This window comes from Rhizobium sp. BK538, assembly GCF_014197575.1.
GTDB lineage: Bacteria > Pseudomonadota > Alphaproteobacteria > Rhizobiales > Rhizobiaceae > Rhizobium.
Genome location: NZ_JACIFT010000018.1, coordinates 24,981 through 43,280, shown reverse-complemented (window position 1 = coordinate 43,280; position 18,300 = coordinate 24,981). Strand labels below are relative to the sequence as shown.

Genomic DNA, 18,300 nt, shown 5'->3' with positions numbered 1-18,300 from the left:
TGCCGTTCAGTGCGGCTTCGGCTCAGCAGTGTTGCGGCAACGCGGGCACCAGTTGCAGCTTTTCGGCCATTCGGCCGAGTGCAAGAAGGGAATGGGCGTTCATCTTTTGCATCAGACGGCTGCGGTGTACCTTCACCGTCGCTTCGGCGATGCCGATATCCCCCGCAATCTGCTTGTTGAGGCGGCCCTGCACGACTTGAATCATGATCTCGCGCTCCCTGGGGCTCAGCAACGCGAAGCGCTCCCTGAGAGCGACCAGAGCCTCTTCATCCTTCCGCCGGGCACGATCGCGAGAGAGACCGAGCTGAATGGCGTCGAGGAGTTCCTGATCCCGGAACGGCTTGGTCAGGAACTCAATGGCGCCGCCCTTCATCGCCTGCACCGACATGGAAATATCGCCATGGCCTGTGATGAAGATGATTGGGATCTCCTGGCTCGTCATGGCCAGCTGACGTTGAAGATCGAGGCCGCTTCGCCCCGGCAATCTGACGTCGAGTACCAGGCAAGTGGGACAGTTCGGCAGGTCCATCTCGAGAAACTCTGAGACGGACGCAAAGAGCCGAGCATCCAGGTCGAGCGATCGCAACAGCCGTCCGATCGAGGCTCGCAGAGCGGGATCGTCGTCGATGACCAAGACAGTAGCGTTCGCTTCCGACATCACTTTTGCTCACGATCAAAGGCAGGCAATGAGCCTGCTCGGGTTGCAAGATTTGCGTGGCTGCTCTGCGGCAAATTTAGTCCCAACCGATAAAGGTGAACAGCCTCATTCCCCATCAGGTCGGCGCAAGGCCACAAACAAGAGCTAATGCTCTCATCATGCCCCTGGCGGTATCCTGGCGCGCTGCTGCCGAATATGCGCCTTGGCATAAGCCAAAGGTCACCGTCCGAGGACGAGTGTCTCCGGCGACATCCTTCGCATTGTCACACCCCCAACCTGGTTCCAAGCCATGAGACCGGAGTGCGACTTCGCGGGACGGTCGCGGAAACAACGGACCATACCGTCAAATGCAGATGGCGTCACCTTGGAAGGTGACGCCATTTGACCATATACTCGCTGAGATCGAGCACATCGCCATCGACGGCGAAATCACCGTCGCCGCGATGATGGAGGGTCCGCCGCTCCTTACGGTCCGTGTCGATCCACAGCCGTTCGGCCTCCAGGATGAAGAGGTTATAGGCCTCGACAAGGCTGGTATCGACCACCCTGCATTCGATGTTTGCAATGCATTCCGTGATCAGCGGCGCCGAGACGGCCCGTGCCGGCTGCGGCGTCAGGCCGAAACGCTCGAACTTGTCGACCGTGTCACCCGAGCAATTGCCGATATCGACGACCGCCCTTGCAAGATCGATTGTCGGGACGGCGATCACGCATTCGCCGGTCGCTCTCAAAGCGCGGTAGCTATGATCCCAGGGACCGATGACGCAGCCGATCAGCGGCGGTGCATGCTGGATCATCATGTGGAACCCCATCGTCATGACGTTGGGTGTGCCTTCATGGCTGGTCGTCACGAGCACGATCGGACCCGGTTCAAGCTGACGAAAGGCCCCGGAGGCAGGTACTTCCTTCATGGGAAACTCCCTGATCCTCGGCCTCCCCGTTCCTCACGGGAAGGCCGACATCACGATGTTGGTGATGGATGCTTACCAGCCCTGTTCGACCGGCAGGACGAAGAGCTCGGCCACGTTGACGTGGGCCGGCGCCTGAGCCGCAAACACGATCGTGTCGGCCACGTCGGCACTTTGGAGGAAGGTCATCTGCTTGGCGAGATCGTCCATCTGCTGGCGGTAGCCTGGATCGGTGATCTGGTCATAAAGTTCGGTCGCGACCGCGCCGGGCTGGATGCAGGTGACGCGGATGTTGTGCTTCTGGCCGACCTCCATGCGCAGGCCGTCGGAGAAAGCGGTCACTGCATGCTTTGTCGCGCAATAGACCGACAGTCCCTTGAAGACTTTGCGGCCGGCGATCGAGGAAGTGTTGAAGATGTGGCCAGAATGCTGCTTGATCATCTGCGGCAGCACGGCCGCCGTCGTGTTCAAGAGGCCCTTCACGTTGACGTCGACCATGCGAAGCCATTCGGTCGTCTTGAACTGGTCGATGTCGGAAAGCGGCATCAGGCCGGCATTGTTGAAAAGAATGTCGATCGAGCCAGAGGCATCGACCAGCTCCTTCACGCCTGCTTCGATGGAAGCCGGATCGACGACGTCCATCTCGATGGCCAGGGCTTCGCCACCCTTTTTTATGATTTCAGCCTTCAGCTCTTCCAGACGATCGGTGCGCCGTGCGGCGATGCCGACCTTTACGCCGGCGGCGGCGAGGGCAAGTGCCGTTGCTGCGCCAATGCCGCTCGATGCACCGGTGACCAGTGCGACTTTGCCGTTGATATTCGTCATGATCTGTCTCCTTGTTGCTTGAAAAGCGCTCCGGAGGTGGAGAGATTCGCTTTCGACAAGAAGAACTCTAAGAAATCCGGACGGATCCCTCCCTCGGCGGCTTGCCACGGCTATCGGGATCTTGCTCCATTTTCTACTCACGACGCCAACTGAGCCTACCCCCTCCGATAGTCGCTCGGCGAGAGCCCCGTTTCGCGGCGGAAAATCTGGGCGAAATGGCTGGGGCTGGAATAGCCTACCGAAAGGCCGATCTCGATGATGCTGGCTTCGGTCTCCTGCAGCAGTTGCTGGGCCTTGGCGACCCGCTGCCGGATGAAATAGTGCGAGGGGGGAAGACCGGTCGCTTTCTTGAACAGCCGGCTGAAGTGGAATTCGCTGATGCCGACCTCCTGCGCCAGGCGGCCGAGGTCGAACGGTTCTTCCAGCCGGTTCTCCATGAAAGCGATCGCGCGCCTGAGCTTTGTGCCGGGCAAGGCGTTCTGCGCACGCATCTCGGTATTGGCGACCGCATAGTGGCGCACGAGATGGACGGCAAGGCTTTGGGCCAGCCCTTCGACGTAAAGCGGGCTGCCACCGCCATCGGCTGCCAGTTCCTCGTGGAGGAGACCGAGGATATGCGAAAGCGTCGCGTCGCGGCCGCCCGACACCTCCTTCAGCGTCACGTTCCCGCCGTCCTTGCCGAACATCGCCTCGACGACCCGCTCAAACAGCGGCACGGAAACGTAAAGGTGCATCACGCGAAAGGATTGATCGCCATCGGCCTGCCAGCGCATTTCATAGGGAACCGGCGAGCAGGTCAGGAAGAAATCGCCGACCTCGACGCGGTTTGCCATCCATTCGCCGCCGAGATCCCGCTCCTCGACAACCGCACGGCCGGACATGATCCAGACAATGAGCGGCTCGGCCACGGCGGGCACCAGGAAGGGATGCTGAACACGGTGGCGCGACAGCACCTGTACGAAGACGTCCCTCCACGCCGGCCCGTCGCCGCTAATCAGCGTGTTTCCGCTGATATAGTCTTCGAGCCCGACGGGAGAGGTCCGCTCGGGGACGGGCAGGCAGGGTTCGTCCAAAGCCATGTCACCTCCCACCCCATAGTTGGCCTCATGCCAATGTGGCGCCGGAATCAAGGATATCCAGCGCCACGGAAAAGGAAAGAACCAAGACTTTCTGGCTATTCCGGCGTCCTCCCGTCACGGTAGAGGATCATGCCGGCATGATGAAGCACCCCGTCGATGAAGTCGCCATCGGCAGTAAAACCGGTATCGTCCCAATAGTCGATGTGATTGCCGCGAACCTCGTATCGCCCTTGATAGGCGCTTTCCCGGCGGCCACGCGCCTCGTCATAACGGCCGTTCGGCAGCAGGTTGTGGCGAATGAGGCCGTCCGCGGTGATCCACATGCCGGCATAGGGATGCGTCTGGTCTGGTGCGGTCGTTTTCATCGGGGAATATCCTTCCTGGGCAGGAGCCATGCCAAGCAGCATCGCGGTAAGGCTCGCCGTTGCAACTCCAAAACCGTTTGCCATCCCAGCCTCCGCTCATATGCTAGCGGTGGGCCGGATGACGATTTCGCTGGTATCGACATCCTCGGGCTGGCCGATCACATGGACGATCGCCTCGGCGATTGTCTCCGGCTTCAGGGCGATCCGGCGATAGGCGACCATCGCTTCGGCGGCGACGGGATCGGTGATCGAATGGGCCAGTTCCGACTCTACGACGCCCGGATAGACGCAGGTCACCCGGAGCCGGTCGTTCTCCTGCCGCAGCCCGTCGGAAATCGCCCGCACCGCATATTTGGTGGCGCAATAGACGGCGGCCGTCGGCGAAACGCTGAGGCCGCCGACGGAGGAGACATTGATCACCTGCCCGGCACCCTGCCGGTTCATTGCCGGCAACACGGCGGCGATGCCATAAAGCACGCCCTTGATGTTGACATCGACCATCCGGTCCCACTCGCCCACCTTCAGCGATGCCATCGGCGAAAGCGGCATGACGCCGGCATTGTTGACGATGACATCAATGCGGCCGAAAGCCTCAAGCGCGGCATCGGCAAAGGCCTGGACATCCGCGCGAGACGTAACGTCGAGGCTTCGGTAGAGCGCCTTACCGCCGGCAGCAGTGATCTCGGCCGCCAGCGTTTCGAGGCGCTCGGTGCGCCGTGCGCCGAGCACGACGACGGCGCCGGCCTTGGCAAGGGCGCGCGCTGTCGCCTCGCCGATGCCGCTGCTGGCGCCCGTGACGAGAACGATCTTGTTTGCGATATTGCTCATCGGATTGATCCTTTTTTGAAGTTGCGATGCTCAGGCGGCGCGCAGCCGCAGACGATCGTCACGCCGGCTCGAAGCCGCGCAGGGCGATGATCCGCGAAGCCGCCGCAGACTGTCTTTGCCTTGCGAGAGGCGCATAGGCCCGCGAGGCGAAAAGATCGCGGATTGCCTGCATGTCGGGGAATTCGATGATCAGCATGTTCGTCGCCTCCCAGCCTTCGAGCTGGAGCGGGGCATCATCAAGGGCAATGAGCCGGCCGCCGGCTTCGGCGACGAGCGGCAGGGCATTGGAGCGGTAATCGGCAATTGCATCATGGTCTTGAATGTCGAGATCGACAACGAGGTAGGCTGACATGGGTGGTTCCTGTTTGTTACGACCTCATCCAATCCGGATGGGTACACTGAACCTAGGCCCATCGCCGGCGGACCTCTCCTGCCGGCTTGCGCAAGCCGTCGGGATCTTGCGCATACTACACACGACGCATCGCGCCGCCCTGCTGCGGCTTTGCACCTGTCGATTTTAGATTTTGTATTTTCTAACGGGGATTTAGCGGGGTTGATTATGGCGCTCTCGCGCAGTGTATCGTAGATTTGGCTACTATGGCGTGGTTGCGGGGGCCTGATCACACAGGGACTTGAAAAAGGTCTGCATTTCGACAGATGTGTGCGGCACGTTGACCATTGGCATAGCGCTGAACTTGAACATCTGGGGTACCCGTAGATGCTCCCGGACGTCTAGTCGGATGGAAGAAAACATCGTCCGGCTATTGCATCCTCAGCACCATCTCCGCTGCCTTTTCCGCAATCATGATCACCGGGGAGTTCGTATTGCCGGACACGATCGTCGGCATGATCGAGGCATCGACGACGCGCAGCTTCTCAAGCCCGTGCACGCGCAGCTTTGCATCCACCACCGCCATCGGATCGCTTCCCATCCTGCAGGTGCCGACAGGATGAAAGATCGTGGTGGCGATATCACCTGCACGCCGGATCAACTCGTCATCGCTCTGATATTCCCGGCCCGGCAGCATCTCCTGCGGTCGAAAACGGGAGATAGCCTTCGTTTCCATCAGGCTGCGCGCATGACGGATCGAATTTGCCGCGAGCAGCCGGTCGCCCGGGGTCGAAAGATAATTGGGACGAATTTCAGGGGCGGCCGAGGCATCACGTGTCGTTATATGCACCGTGCCGCGACTTTCCGGCCGGAGGTTGCAGACAGAGACAGTCACGGCAGGATAACGATGCAGCGGCTCGCCGAGCCGGTCGGTGCTGAGCGGCTGGACGTGATATTCGAGATCGGCGGTAGCGACGGACGGATCGCTTTTGGCGAAGATCCCGAGCTGGCTTGGCGCCATCGAGAGCGGACCGGAACGGCTGATCGCATACTGCAAACCCATTCCGGCACGGGTAAACAGGTTATGGTAAAGCTGGTTCAGCGTGCGCGCGCCCTCGATCTTGAAGACGGTTCGGATCTGCAGATGGTCTTGCAGGTTTTCGCCGACACCCTGAAGCTCATGATGCAGGGGAATGCCGAGGCTCGACAGCACATCCGGTCGCCCGACGCCCGAAAGCTCCAGAATTTTCGGCGAGTTGATCGAACCCGCAGACAGAATGACCTCGCGCGACGCGCGGGCGACGCAGGCGCGGCCATTGAGGCGAAAGCGCACGCCGGATACAGCCTCGCCATCAAATTCCAGCCGCTCGGTCTGCGCGCCCGTCAGCACGCGCAGGTTCTCCCGCTTCATCGCCGGGCGCAGGAAGGCTTTCGTCGTGTTCCAGCGCAGGCCGCCCTTCTGATTGACCTCGAAATAGCCGGACCCTTCATTGTCGCCGTCGTTGAAATCGTCGCTCTTGCGGATACCGAGTTCCTCGGCCGCATCGCGAAAGGCATCGAGGATCGGCCAGGACAGGCGCTGGCGTTCGACGCGCCACTCGCCTCCGGCCCCGTGCAAGGCCGATTTTCCGCGATAATTGTCCTCCGATTTCAGGAACCAGGGCAGCACGTCATCCCAGCCCCAACCGGCATTGCCTGCCTGCCGCCAGCCGTCGTAATCCGCCGCCTGCCCGCGCATGTAGATCATGCCGTTGATCGAGGAGCAGCCGCCGAGCACCTTTCCGCGCGGATAATTGAGCGTCCGGCCATTGAGGCTGGCCTCGGCTGCCGTCTTCATCATCCAGTCGGTGCGCGGATTGCCCATGCAATAGAGGTAACCGATCGGCACATGCACCCAGTGATACCGATCCGAGCCGCCGGCCTCGAGCAGCAGCACCCGGTTTTTCGGATCCGTCGAGAGCCGGTTTGCCAGGACGCAACCGGCCGACCCCGCACCGACGACGATGAAATCGTAAACACCTTCATCCATAAGCGCTTCATTCATGGGCATGGTCACACTGCAACTCCTTTTGCGAGACTTTGCGCCTCCGAAAGCCGCCGCCACAGCGGTGTCATCGCCTCTTTAATATCGTTGTAAAGTCCGTAACGACGGGCGTAGTGGGCCGAAAGCACAGCATTGGGCTGATAATGCCGATCGGTCCGCACCATGGCGGTGGCTCCTTCGGTGAAATCGGCAAACAACCCGACACCCGTCCCGGCCGCAATCGCCGCCCCTAGCGCCCCGGTCTCCCGCGACACAGCAACGGTGACGGGAACGCCCAATACATCCGCAAAAATCTGCGGCCAGAGCCTGCTGCGCGAGCCACCGCCGCAGAGCACCGCCTCCTCGAAGGTCGCACCCGCCTTGCGGATGGTCTCGATATGCTGACGATGACTGAAGGCGACACCTTCCAGAAGTGCGCGGATCAGATGCCCCTTGGTGTGCCAGCCAGCCATGCCATAGAAACCGGCCCGCGCATGGCCATCCTGCTGGGCGCCATAGAGATAGGGGTGATAGAGCGGATCATCCGCAACCGGCGCGACCGCAGCCGCGAGCGCGCAAGCCGCGTCGAAGGGCGAGACGCCCTCCTGATGCTCGTCCTCGAAGAATTCCCGCACCAGCCATTCGAGATTGGCGGCCGACGTGGCGCTGTTTTCCATCGCCATGTAGCGGCTGCGGTCGAAGGTGGAGGACATGAAAACCGGGCCCTCAAGGTCGGGGCAGTCGATGATCACCTGATTGATGCTCCAGGTGCCGGCGATGATCGAGGCGGTGCCGGTGCGCGACACGCCCGAGCCGAGCGCCGACGCCACAACATCGAACAGCCCGCCAACAACCGGCGTGCCCGCAGCAAGCCCGGTCTCGGTCGCCACATCTTCTGTTACATGCCCTGCGATATCGGTGCTTTCGATCAACGGTGGCAGCATATGCATGCTGTCGGCAAGCCCGTAGGCCGCCATCAGCGTTCTGTCGTAGCGGCGGGCGGCGAGATCCAGCAAGCCGGCGCCTGACATGTCGGAAACCTCGCTGACACGGTTTCCCGTCAGCCGGTTGACGACGAAATCCTTGGAGAAGAACACCGTGCCGATGCGCTGGAAAAGCTCGGGACGATGGCGTTTCAGCCAGGCGAGCAGCGTCGGCGTTTGGGAGGGCCAGGGGCGCTGGCGAGCGATCGGCACTGTGCGGTCGCCAACCCCTTCGGCCGCCCATTCCTCAACAAGCCCGGTCGCGCGCGTATCGAGCGACTGGATGCCGAGAAGCGGCTGGCCGTCGCGATCGAGCGCATAGAGCCCGTTACCATGGCCGGCGCAGCCGATGGCCGCGATATCCTTGGCAGCAATGCCCGCTTTGTCGAGGCAGGTGCGGATCACCCGTTTGGCATTGGCCCAGAGTTCGCCGAGATCGCGCTCCACATGACCGGGGCACGGCATGCGGCTATGGCCCTCCTCGCCGGCATAGGCCACCTCCCTGCCCTTAAGATCGAAGATCACGGCCTTGATGACGGTGTTTCCGGCATCGAGCCCCAACAGATATTTTTCCATTCCGAACCCCTCCCAAAAGGTTCTGACAGTCTTGCGCGGTTCGGGCCGAAGGCCCAGCGCCGATACCCTCTTTTCCCCGTTGGGGAGAAGAGGAAACCCAACTTCATCCCTGCTGATAAAGCGCAAGCGCCTCCTGGCCACTCTTGTCCTCATGGATGATCGCCATCAGACCGCGCACGACGGCGCTCGGATTGGCATGCTGATAGATATTGCGTCCGTAGACCATGCCCATCGCGCCCTGCCGCATCAAGGCGGCGGATTTGGCGAAGACGGCGGACAGGGCTTCCTTGCCGCCGCCGCGCACAAGCACCGGGCAGCGCGCTGCCTCAACCACGCGGTGGAAGTCCTCCGCGTTGGTCGTCGGGTCGGCCTTGACGATATCGGCGCCCATTTCGCGGGCAAGTCGCGTCAGCGTCACGATCTTCTCAGCATCGCCATCGACCATATAGCCGCCGCGCTCGGTTAGCGGCTGCATCACCAGCGGTTCGATCATCAGCGGCATGCCGTATTTCTCGCAGTCGGCGCGGACGCGGGCAATGTTCTGAACGCACTGGCGGAAGAGATCGGGCTCGTCCGGCAGCATGAACAGATTGACGACGACGCAGGCAGCATCCATCTGCAGCGCGCCGATCAGCGGCTCGGCCTCGTTCTGCAGCACGGCCCACATATCCCGGTGACGGAAGCGGTTGTAGGGGTTGCCCATGTCGATGCGCATGACCAGCGCCGGCTTGTCCTTGCCGGGCAGGTCCTGCAGAAGGTCGGCCTGGCCGTAATTCATCTGGATCGCATCGGGCTTCGCATCGACCAACGCCTTCACAACGACCGGCATATTTTCCAGCCCGTCGAGAAAAGACGGCTCGTTACAAACGCCATGATCGATCGCCACATCCAGGCAACGGCCGTTGCCGAACAGCCGGTTCATCCGGACCTTGCTGATGTCTCGCATACTTCACTCCTTTGTTCGTTCCTCGCGGAAAGGTTTTCCTCCGAAACGCCGTGGCGGTCGTTCAGGAGGGTCAGAAAACGGGCGCGCTCTTCGGCCGTGCGCTGGGGTGGCCAGCCCTTCTCGGCGGCGAGGATGGCAAGGGCGACATCTGCAACATCAAGCGAAAGCTCGCCGCTGACGGCCAGTGTCGTTCGCCGCAGCAGCAGATCATCCAGATGCTCGACTGCCTCAGAGCGGATGAGATGGATAAGTTCGCGGGCGCTGTAGCCGGCGTGGGGCAAGGCTTGATCCGCACCCACGGAAATAAAGCGGGCGATCTCGGCGGCATCGGTGCCATAGCGTGTAAAGAGCGTGGCGACACGATCGGCGGCAAGGCCAGTCGTGGCCGAAAGTTGCCGCAGCCAGTCATCGCGATCATCAGGAAAGCCGCGCCCTCCCCCGAACGTGCGTTCGGCTGTATCCAGCCGGCGCGGCAAGCCAAGCCGTTCCAGCGCCATGTCGGCAGCGAGTTCCCCGAAGGAACGGAAAGTCGTCCACTTGCCGCCGATCATGCAGAGCACCGGGGGACCGCCATCGCTGCCTTCAAGCATCGTGCAGAAATGATCGCGCGGAATGCGGCCGGTAAAACTGTCGTTGCTGGCGGGCAACGGCCGCACGCCCGCAAACTGGAAGACAATCTGTTCCGGCCGAATGACGATGCCCGGCAACACGAAGGCGAGCGATTGCAGGATATAATCCCGTTCATCTGCCTCGCAGCGCACGGTTCCAGGGTCGTCCACCCGGATATCCGTCGAACCGACCAGCACCTTGCCGAGATAGGGAAACAGGATGCAGATGCGTCCGTCCTCGTTCTCGTAATAGATCATGTGGCCGTCGAGCATGTCGCGCAGGCCGGGATGATCGATGATCAAGTGCGAGCCCTTCGTACCGCCCATCAGCGGCGCGGGCCGTGCATCCTCCGGAAAGAGCGCGCCGTTGACAATATCGATCCAGCCGCCGGTGGCGTTGATGATGAGAGACGGCTTGATCGTCAGCACCTCGCCGGAGACGTGGTCGCGCAGGAGGAAACCTCCGGCCGGGGCTTGCTCGATCGCTGCGTAATTCAAAGCAGCGGCATTCGGGCCAGCAGAGAGCCCGTCGCGCAAGATCTCGACACCGATGCGCTCCGGGTGACTGACCCAGGCGTCGTAATAGGTGGCGGAATTGCGGATCGCGGAATTGAGCGCAGGCCATTTGGCAAGCGTGCTGCGCCGACCGCGAAACTGATGCTTCGGCATCAATGCGCGCTTGCGGGTCAGGAAATCATAGATGCCGAGCCCTGCCTTGATGGTGATGGCGCCCCGGCGGCTCGGGCGGCGGGTGAGGCCGAGGAAACGCACGATGCCGTTGCCGAGGCCGGAGAAGACATCGAAGATCGGAACGGTGGTCGGCAGCGGCGCGACGTAATGCGGCGCGTTGCGCAGCAGCCGGTCACGCTCAGCCAGCGATTCGCGGACAAGGCTGAACTCGCCATTTTCGAGATAGCGCAGGCCGCCATGCACCATGCGCGACAGCGCTGCACTGGCACCCGAGCAATAATCGCCCCTCTCGACGAGCAACACGTTCACACCCTGCAGCGCAAGCTCACGAAAGACGCTGAGCCCGTTGATGCCGCCGCCGAGGACGCACACGTCCACCTTCGGGCTCTTGCGGAGCCCGTCCAATGTCTCTTCACGGTTCATGATGACAGCCTGTTATCCGTCCATGTTGGCCAGTTTCGCAGCCAGCGCCGCGTCGATGGCCGAAAGTTCTTCCGCAGTGAGCCTGAGTGTTCCGGCCCGCGCATTGTCGAGCGCCTGCGCCGGGTTTCGCGCGCCACAGAGGGCAAAGGTCACGCCGGGCTGCGCCAGCGTCCAGGCGATCACCAGCTGCGCGATGCTCGCCTCATGCCGCTCCGCGACCGGCCGGATCGCCTCGGAAAACGCCTTCGCCTTCTGCCGGTTGGCGACGGAGAAGCGCGGGTTGTCGTTGCGCTGGTCATCACCCGAAAAGACGCGGTCCGGTTCGATGGTGCCGGAGAGCAGGCCGAGCGCCAGCGAAGAATAGCTGAGCGTCGACACGCCATTTTGAACGGTGAGCGGCAGCAGGCCGGCCTCGACCTCGCGATCGATCATGCTGAACCGCTCCTGGATCGCATCGAGCGATCCGGTGCTGATGTATTGCTGAAGCTCGCAGCGATCGACATTACTGGCGCCGATGGCGCCGATCTTGCCGGCTGCCTTCAGCTCTTCCAGAGCCCGCACCGTCTCCTCGATCTGCGTCGTCGCGTCCTGCCAGTGGGTGATGTAGAGATCGATGTAATCCGTGCCGAGCCGGCGCAGGCTTTCCTCCACCTCATGGATGATCGAGTCGCGCCCGAGATAGCGGTGAACCGGTTTGCCGTCCTGATCGAAGAAGTGATTGCCCTTGCGCGTATGCCAGACAAGGCCGCATTTGGTGGCGATGACGGCCTTGTCGCGGCGCCCGGCAATCGCCTTGCCGACAATCTCTTCCGAGCGGCCGAGACCATAGGCCGGCGCCGTGTCAATGAGGGTCACGCCAGCATCGAGCGAGGCCTGAATGGCGGCTATGGATTGCGCCTCGTCGGTTCCGCCCCACATCCAGCCGCCGATCGCCCAGGTGCCGAGCCCGACGGCAGACGCCTTGATGCCGGAGCGGCCGATCTCGCGGATCAACTGTTCGCTGCTCATGCCGAAAACCCTTCCTCGGATGCTATTTCAAGAATGCGTGCCCCGGTCGCCTCGTCGGTGACGAGTGTATCGAGGTGGTTGCCTCGCAGCACGCTCAGGATCGAGCTGGCCTTGTTGAGGCCGCTTGCTACGCCGATCTTCGTCGGGATCGAGGCGAACTCTTCCAGCGTCAGAGAAACGAGTACTCGGTTGAGACTGTAGTCGCAGACCCGGCCCTCGCCATCGAGCAGATGAGCGAGCAGTTCCGCGCTCGCACCGGAATGCTCGATGGCCTTGCGGTCCTCGCTGGAGGAGGGGTGCAGATCGTAATAGGTCGAATCTGCGCTGAGGATCGAGCCGATGCCGACCACCGCAATCTTGGCCTCCCGCGCCCGCTGGAAGACATCGGCGACGGCGCGCATATTGATCAGCATGTCCCGCTGCTCGGCATCATCGGCAAAGAGCGGCGCATGGATCTGATAGGAGCGTCCACCGAGCTGGTCTGCCATCAGGGTCGAGACGTGGTTGACGTCGGTATAGTGCTTGCCCTGCACGCAGCCGGTCGCCGGGATCACCTCGACATCGAAGCGGCGAGCGGGCTGCAGGCCGGCGACGACGGCGCCGACACCCTTGCCGCCGGTGATGCAGATCGTGTCGCCATCCGCGATTTCCTCCAGCAGCAGCCGTGCTGCCGCCTCCCCAACCGCTTGCAGCGCCGTCTGCGGATTATCGGAAACGGTCGGCACCACCACGGCACGACCGATGCCGCCGAGTGCCAGCAGGCGTTCTTCCATATCCACCAGCGGTTCGACCGGCGACTTGATCTTGATTTCGACGAGGCCGAGTTGGCGGCCGCGCTTGATCAACCGGTTCACGGTGGCGTGCGAGATGCGGAGCTGGTCGGCAATCTGCGACTGCGTCAAACCTTCGAGAAAGTGCAGCACGAGCGCCTGGTGCATCTGGCGCGCGATGACGATTTCCTCGCGCGGCGCAATTGTCTTGGGTTTCAGTCTGGCAATCGGCATATCAGGCGGCCTTCCGCTTGTGCAGAAAATGGTCGATGGAGACGGCAGCGAGCAGAATGCAGCCTTTGATCATGTCCTGCCAATAGACGGAAACGTCGAGCAGGATCAGCGACGAGGTGACGACCGAGAGCAGCGCGATGCCGAGGATGGCACCGAAGATCGTACCCGAGCCGCCGTTCAGCGAAGCGCCGCCGATGACCGCCGCAGCGATGATGTTCAACTCCATGCCGACGCCGAAAGTGGGCGTCGCGGCACCGAAGCGGGACATATAGATGACGCCTGCGACACCGGCGAGCGTCGAGCACAGAACCGTCACCCAGAACTTCACCTGGTTGGTGCGGATGCCGGAATAGAGCGCCGCCTTCTCGTTGCTGCCGGTATAGAACACCTTGCGGAAGGCCGTTGCCCGGCGCAGCAGGAAATCAAACAGGATGACGACGGCGACGAAGATCAGGATCACATAGGGAACGCCGTAGAAGGTGCCTTGCCCGACAACCTTGAAGCCTGCCGGCAGCGTGAAGAGCGACAGCGGCGTGCCCTTGGTGATGACCAGGCAAAGCCCGCGCACGATCACCATGCCGGCAAGCGAGGTGATGAAGTGGTTGAGCCCTACCACCGTCACGAAGAACCCCATGATCGCCCCAATGGCGCCGCTGGCGAGAATGCCGATCAGCGAGGCCGTCCACGGATCGAGCCCGGCAAGGAAAAGCGAGCCGGAGAGCACCATGGCAAAGCAGACGACGGAGCCGACCGCGAGATCGATACCGCCGACGATGAGCAGGATTGTCATGCCGACGACGACGATGCCTTCCACCGAAAAGCTCATCAGCATGGCGCGGAAGTTGCCGAGCGTGAGAAAGTGCGGCGAGGCAAAGCTCATGATCACGCAGAGCGTCAGGATGATCGCGATCAACCCCGCTTCGCGCATGGTGCCGATGCGTTTCCAGTGCCCCGTCTTCGGCATGTCCGCCGCCATCGTGTCGATTGCCATTCCCGTTTCTCCCTCCTTACGCGGCATGATATGCCGTCCTTGCCGCACTAATCCCCGATGCAAGGCGGATCACGGCTTCTTCCGTCATGTCTTCCGGGCCAAGCTCGCCGGCAAGACGTCCCTCCCGGACGACCAGCACGCGGTCGCAAAGTCCGAGCAATTCCGGCATTTCCGATGAGATGACGACGATGCCGATGCCTGAGCGCGCGAGATCGCGCAGCAGCCGATGGATTTCGGTCTTGGCGCCGACATCGATGCCGCGCGTCGGCTCGTCCATCAGAATCACCTTGGGCTTCACCGCAAGCTGCTTGGCGATCGCCACCTTCTGCTGGTTGCCACCGGACAGCGACTTCACCGGCGCCTCGACGCCGCCCATGCGCACGGCAAGCCGCCGCGCGAAATCCTCCGCCAGCGCCGCCTCGGCACGGCCGTTCAGCAGGCCCGCATGGTTAGTGAGCGCCTTCAAGTTCAGCACCGAGATGTTCTGGGCAATCGACATTTCCAGAAAGATGCCGGCCCCCTTGCGGTCTTCCGACAGATAGACGATGCCCGTCTTGACCGCATCCGCATAGGCTCGGATCGCCTGCGGCTTGCCATGCAGGCGGACTTCGCCAGCCGTATGTGTGCGAAGCCCGCAAATGCCTTCGGCGATCTCCGTGCGGCCGGAGCCGATCAGGCCACCGATGCCGAGGATTTCACCCCGGCGCAGATCGAAGCTGACATCATGGAATCGAGCGCCATCGCCGAGGCCATCCACTTCGAGGATGGTTTCGCTGGAGGCGTCTTCGGCCCCGAGCTTTTCCGGATAGAGCTGGGTGATCTCGCGGCCAACCATGCGGCGCACCACATCATCGGCCGTGACATCGTCGATCTTGTCGGTGCAGACATACCGGCCGTCACGAAAGACGGTCACGCGGTCGCAGAGGCTGAAGATCTCGGCCATGCGGTGGCTGATATAGATGATCGAGATGCCGTTCGCCTTGAGGTCGCGGATGATGGAGAAGAGCTGCTGCGCCTCGGTTTCGGTAAGCGCTGCGGTCGGCTCGTCCAGAATGAGCACGCGGCAGTCGAGCGTCAGCGCCTTGGCGATCTCGACAAGCTGCTGGCTGGAAATCGGCAGATCCGCGACCTTCTGGCGGACGTCGATGGCAGCCAGCCGGTTCATCACCCGCTGGGCATCGCGCTCCAGAGCACCGTAATTCATGAAAGGGGAACGCCGGCGACTGGTCGCGGCCATGAACATATTCTCGGCCACCGTCGCATCAGGGCAGAGCGCGATTTCCTGATGCACCAGACCAATGCCGAGCGCCTGCGCGGCAGCCGGTGAAGCGATGCGGACGGGTTTTCCATCGACGCGGATTTCGCCGTCGGTCGGCTGCAGGACGCCAGCGATGATGTTCATCAGCGTCGACTTTCCGGCGCCATTTTCGCCGCAGAGCGCATGGACTTCGCCGCGCTCGAGCGTGAAGTTGACATCCGTCAGCGCCCGGATCGCCCCGAAATGCTTGGTCATACCTTGAATGGTGAGCACCGGCTCCGCCATCTTCATTTTCCTTATTCATAGCCGGTCCCGGATCGAGTGGCTGTGATAATCTGTCTCTTCTGCCCGGCGGGGAGCAGTGCCTCGCTTGCAAAGCGATGAGGGGGAGTGTGGCAAGTTCAGAACCAGCCATCCCCCTCATCCGGCCCTCCGGGCCACCTTCTCCCCGCCGTGGAGAAGGGGACAAAGGCCGATGCCCTTATTCCTCGATACCCTTCGTGCCGCGGCGCTTCAGGTACTTATCCCAATAGAAGTCGTCGGCATTTTCGGCAGTGACGATCGAAAGACCATTATCGACCACCGGGATGCTCATCGGGTTGAAGCCCGAGCGCTTGGCGTCGTTCATCGGGTCGATCAGTTCCGGATGCTTGGAAAGCCACAACAGCATGAAGCCCATGTAACCCTGCATGCCCTGGTTCGGGTTGATCGAGCCGAAGACTTCACCAGCCTTGATCATGTCGAGAATGTTGGCGTTGACGTCGGCGCACATGACAAGAACCTTGCCGCCGTTTTCCTTGGACGCCTGTGAGGCGCCGATCGCGGAGTTCGCTTCCGGCATGAAGACCGCGCCGAGATTCGGATTGGCCTGGATGATGCTTGAAAGCCCCTGATAGGCCTTGGTCGGGTCCTGGTTGGAAGCAGCACGACCGACCAGCTTCATGTCCGGCCACTTTTCTTTCATACGGCCGATGAAGGCCGCGATGCGCTTGTCGTGATTGTCCTGGCCCGGATTTTCCAGAACTGCATATTCGCCCTTGCCACCCAGCTTCTCGGCGATTACGTCGGCGGCATAGATGCCTTCGCGGGTGTTGTCCGAGGTGATAAACGAGACGCGCTTGGAAAGCGGCGAGTCGGCGGCAAACGTGACGACGGCAGTGCCCTGCTCGATGGCGCGGTTGATCGGCTCGATGAACGGATCGGAGTTCATCGGATGGACGAGGATGCCAGCCGGATTCTGGGCCAGAGCCTGGTCGAAGGTGGCGATCTGCTTGTTGACGTCATATTCCGGCGTGCCGGTATATTCGGTTTCGCAGCCGAGCTGCTGGCCTGCCTGCTTGAACATTTCATAGACCGGGAACCAGTATTCCACGCCCGAGACCATGACGTTCATGACGTATTTTTCACCAGGCTTGCAGCGGAACGGATTGTCCGTTTCCGCGGATGCCGTGCCGGTAAAAAGCGTTGCTGCAAGGACCACCATGGCGGTCGAGCTGATAAATTTGCGCAAAATTCCTCCTCGAGGCCGAAGCCCCTCCCAAAAGCCTGAGGGCGTCACGTCGACGCCGCTGATCGCGTTGAAACCGAACTTCCTCCTCGAAGTCCGATGAGAACAATAAAGGCGAAGACGAAATGTATGTCAATATAATTCACTGAATGAAATATATTTCATAGATAAGCGAAACGGACTGAATACATTCCAAGCCGCCGGCCGCTATTCACTCCCCATGGAAAAGAGATCACTTGGCCCGAAGTCAATCAAGTCCTGATCAAACCCCTCGCGGTCAAGCGGGCGGGTCGGGTGCATATGTTGCGGATAGGATGCGTTGGCAGAATTGCCGCGGATAACAGGCCGCCGCGATTCCCGATTATCTATGAATCTGACCTGGATCAGCGATCACCGACGCGGCCAGCTCCTCCTCAACGTCGCAAAATGGATTTCTCTTAGCGCCGAGTTGATCGGCAACTACAGGTGCCGCCGATGCCATGATAGCGCGGTGCTGGATGTCGATGGATGATCCACCGCTATTTCGCTGGGTAAGGCTCAACGTCTGCTGACCAATAATGCCTGGCGATATTCTGGGAGTTGCGAATGACGTGGTAGGCAGTTTCAGGGTCTCCCCCTTCAAACGTATCCGGGTCTGCCCCACACATGAGACAATACATTCGCTGATGAACAATTGCCGCAAAATATTGCATTGCCGGCGCAGCATCTTCTTGGCCGATGGCTTGCATTTCCGCTGCGGCGATCTCGGTCGATTTCTCCAGGGCTCGCGAAACCGCGGCAGCCAGCTTCCTGTCGGCGCGAGCGATGACATCGGCGACCTGGCGCTCCGCCAAAGTTGGATCAGGGGTGTTTTCGGCCATTGCTCACCTCATCGGCAGCAGCTTGCAGGGCCTGCTCCGCCTCCTGGAACAAAAATGTGTTTCTCTGCATAGCAGTCCTTTCTGCCGCCTCTATTTCATTGGCCGGCAGAATCTATTCACTTGCTCAGAACATCCTGCCACTCCGTATGGCGCTCTATCTGCGCTTTCGCGAATGGGCAAAGCGGGATGATCATGATCCCTCCCCGCCTGGCATCTTCTACCGCCTGGCGGACCAATTGCTTACCGATTTTTCGGCCACGCAGCGCGGCAGGAACATCTGTGTGGTCGATGATGATCAGTTTTTGACCCGCACGACTGTATGTCATTTCGGCTTCGTGCCCATCAACAACGATCCGGTAGCGTCCCTTGGACGCGCCATCTTCGCGCTCAACCTCTTGGCTCAATCCATTTCCTGCGTCATCAATCCAG

At 61.4% G+C, this 18,300-nt stretch carries 18 protein-coding genes; all 18 read right to left on the bottom strand.

Annotated features, from left to right (window positions below; genetic code table 11):
- Window positions 1-22: 22 nt before the first annotated feature.
- Window positions 23-658 (bottom strand): response regulator, encoded by a 636-nt coding sequence (locus FHX09_RS21440; RefSeq protein ID WP_132593247.1) that lies wholly within the window; start codon window positions 656-658, stop codon window positions 23-25.
- 359 nt (window positions 659-1,017) lie between these two features.
- Window positions 1,018-1,569, bottom strand: a complete 552-nt coding sequence (locus FHX09_RS21435; RefSeq protein WP_132593245.1) for a flavin reductase family protein — start codon at window positions 1,567-1,569, stop codon at window positions 1,018-1,020.
- A 72-nt stretch (window positions 1,570-1,641) separates the two neighbouring features.
- Complete coding sequence (locus tag FHX09_RS21430; RefSeq protein ID WP_184450593.1) at window positions 1,642-2,391, bottom strand: SDR family oxidoreductase; 750 nt, start codon at window positions 2,389-2,391, stop codon at window positions 1,642-1,644.
- A gap of 155 nt (window positions 2,392-2,546) precedes the next feature.
- Entirely contained in the window at window positions 2,547-3,470 is a 924-nt protein-coding gene (locus tag FHX09_RS21425) for an AraC family transcriptional regulator (RefSeq protein WP_183722641.1), read from the bottom strand.
- Window positions 3,471-3,565: 95 nt separating this feature from the next.
- Window positions 3,566-3,865 carry an Atu4866 domain-containing protein gene (locus FHX09_RS21420; protein WP_132593305.1) on the bottom strand — a complete coding sequence of 100 codons (300 nt, stop codon included), beginning with the start codon at window positions 3,863-3,865 and terminating at the stop codon, window positions 3,566-3,568.
- Between the two features lie 66 nt (window positions 3,866-3,931).
- Complete coding sequence (locus FHX09_RS21415) at window positions 3,932-4,663, bottom strand: SDR family oxidoreductase (protein WP_184450592.1); 732 nt, start codon at window positions 4,661-4,663, stop codon at window positions 3,932-3,934.
- A 58-nt stretch (window positions 4,664-4,721) separates the two neighbouring features.
- Entirely contained in the window at window positions 4,722-5,015 is a 294-nt protein-coding gene (locus FHX09_RS21410) for a DUF1330 domain-containing protein (protein WP_184450591.1), read from the bottom strand.
- A 409-nt stretch (window positions 5,016-5,424) separates the two neighbouring features.
- Complete coding sequence (locus FHX09_RS21405; protein ID WP_184450613.1) at window positions 5,425-7,038, bottom strand: GMC family oxidoreductase; 1,614 nt, start codon at window positions 7,036-7,038, stop codon at window positions 5,425-5,427.
- Window positions 7,039-7,046: 8 nt separating this feature from the next.
- A complete protein-coding gene (locus FHX09_RS21400) occupies window positions 7,047-8,576 on the bottom strand; it encodes an FGGY-family carbohydrate kinase (protein ID WP_132593237.1) in 1,530 nt (509 codons plus the stop codon).
- Window positions 8,577-8,679: 103 nt separating this feature from the next.
- Window positions 8,680-9,522, bottom strand: a complete 843-nt coding sequence (locus tag FHX09_RS21395) for a class I fructose-bisphosphate aldolase (RefSeq protein ID WP_132593235.1) — start codon at window positions 9,520-9,522, stop codon at window positions 8,680-8,682.
- A complete protein-coding gene (locus FHX09_RS21390; protein ID WP_184450590.1) occupies window positions 9,495-11,243 on the bottom strand; it encodes a glycerol-3-phosphate dehydrogenase/oxidase in 1,749 nt (582 codons plus the stop codon). Before FHX09_RS21390 ends, FHX09_RS21395 begins: the two co-directional genes overlap by 28 nt.
- 12 nt (window positions 11,244-11,255) lie before the next feature.
- On the bottom strand, window positions 11,256-12,251 hold the full coding sequence (locus FHX09_RS21385) for an aldo/keto reductase (protein WP_183722649.1): 996 nt from the start codon (window positions 12,249-12,251) through the stop codon (window positions 11,256-11,258).
- A complete protein-coding gene (locus FHX09_RS21380) occupies window positions 12,248-13,255 on the bottom strand; it encodes a sugar-binding transcriptional regulator (protein WP_183722651.1) in 1,008 nt (335 codons plus the stop codon). The genes FHX09_RS21385 and FHX09_RS21380 overlap by 4 nt, the downstream gene beginning before the upstream one ends.
- A 1-nt stretch (window position 13,256) precedes the next feature.
- On the bottom strand, window positions 13,257-14,246 hold the full coding sequence (locus FHX09_RS21375; protein WP_037081824.1) for an ABC transporter permease: 990 nt from the start codon (window positions 14,244-14,246) through the stop codon (window positions 13,257-13,259).
- 16 nt (window positions 14,247-14,262) lie between these two features.
- Window positions 14,263-15,789 carry a sugar ABC transporter ATP-binding protein gene (locus FHX09_RS21370; protein WP_184450589.1) on the bottom strand — a complete coding sequence of 509 codons (1,527 nt, stop codon included), beginning with the start codon at window positions 15,787-15,789 and terminating at the stop codon, window positions 14,263-14,265.
- Between the two features lie 196 nt (window positions 15,790-15,985).
- Window positions 15,986-17,014 carry a substrate-binding domain-containing protein gene (locus FHX09_RS21365; protein WP_183722657.1) on the bottom strand — a complete coding sequence of 343 codons (1,029 nt, stop codon included), beginning with the start codon at window positions 17,012-17,014 and terminating at the stop codon, window positions 15,986-15,988.
- A 515-nt stretch (window positions 17,015-17,529) separates the two neighbouring features.
- On the bottom strand, window positions 17,530-17,871 hold the full coding sequence (locus tag FHX09_RS21360) for a hypothetical protein (protein WP_183722659.1): 342 nt from the start codon (window positions 17,869-17,871) through the stop codon (window positions 17,530-17,532).
- 116 nt (window positions 17,872-17,987) lie between these two features.
- Window positions 17,988-18,275: a GNAT family N-acetyltransferase gene (locus tag FHX09_RS21355; protein ID WP_183722661.1), complete on the bottom strand. Its 288-nt coding sequence runs from the start codon at window positions 18,273-18,275 to the stop codon at window positions 17,988-17,990.
- Window positions 18,276-18,300 lie beyond the last annotated feature (25 nt).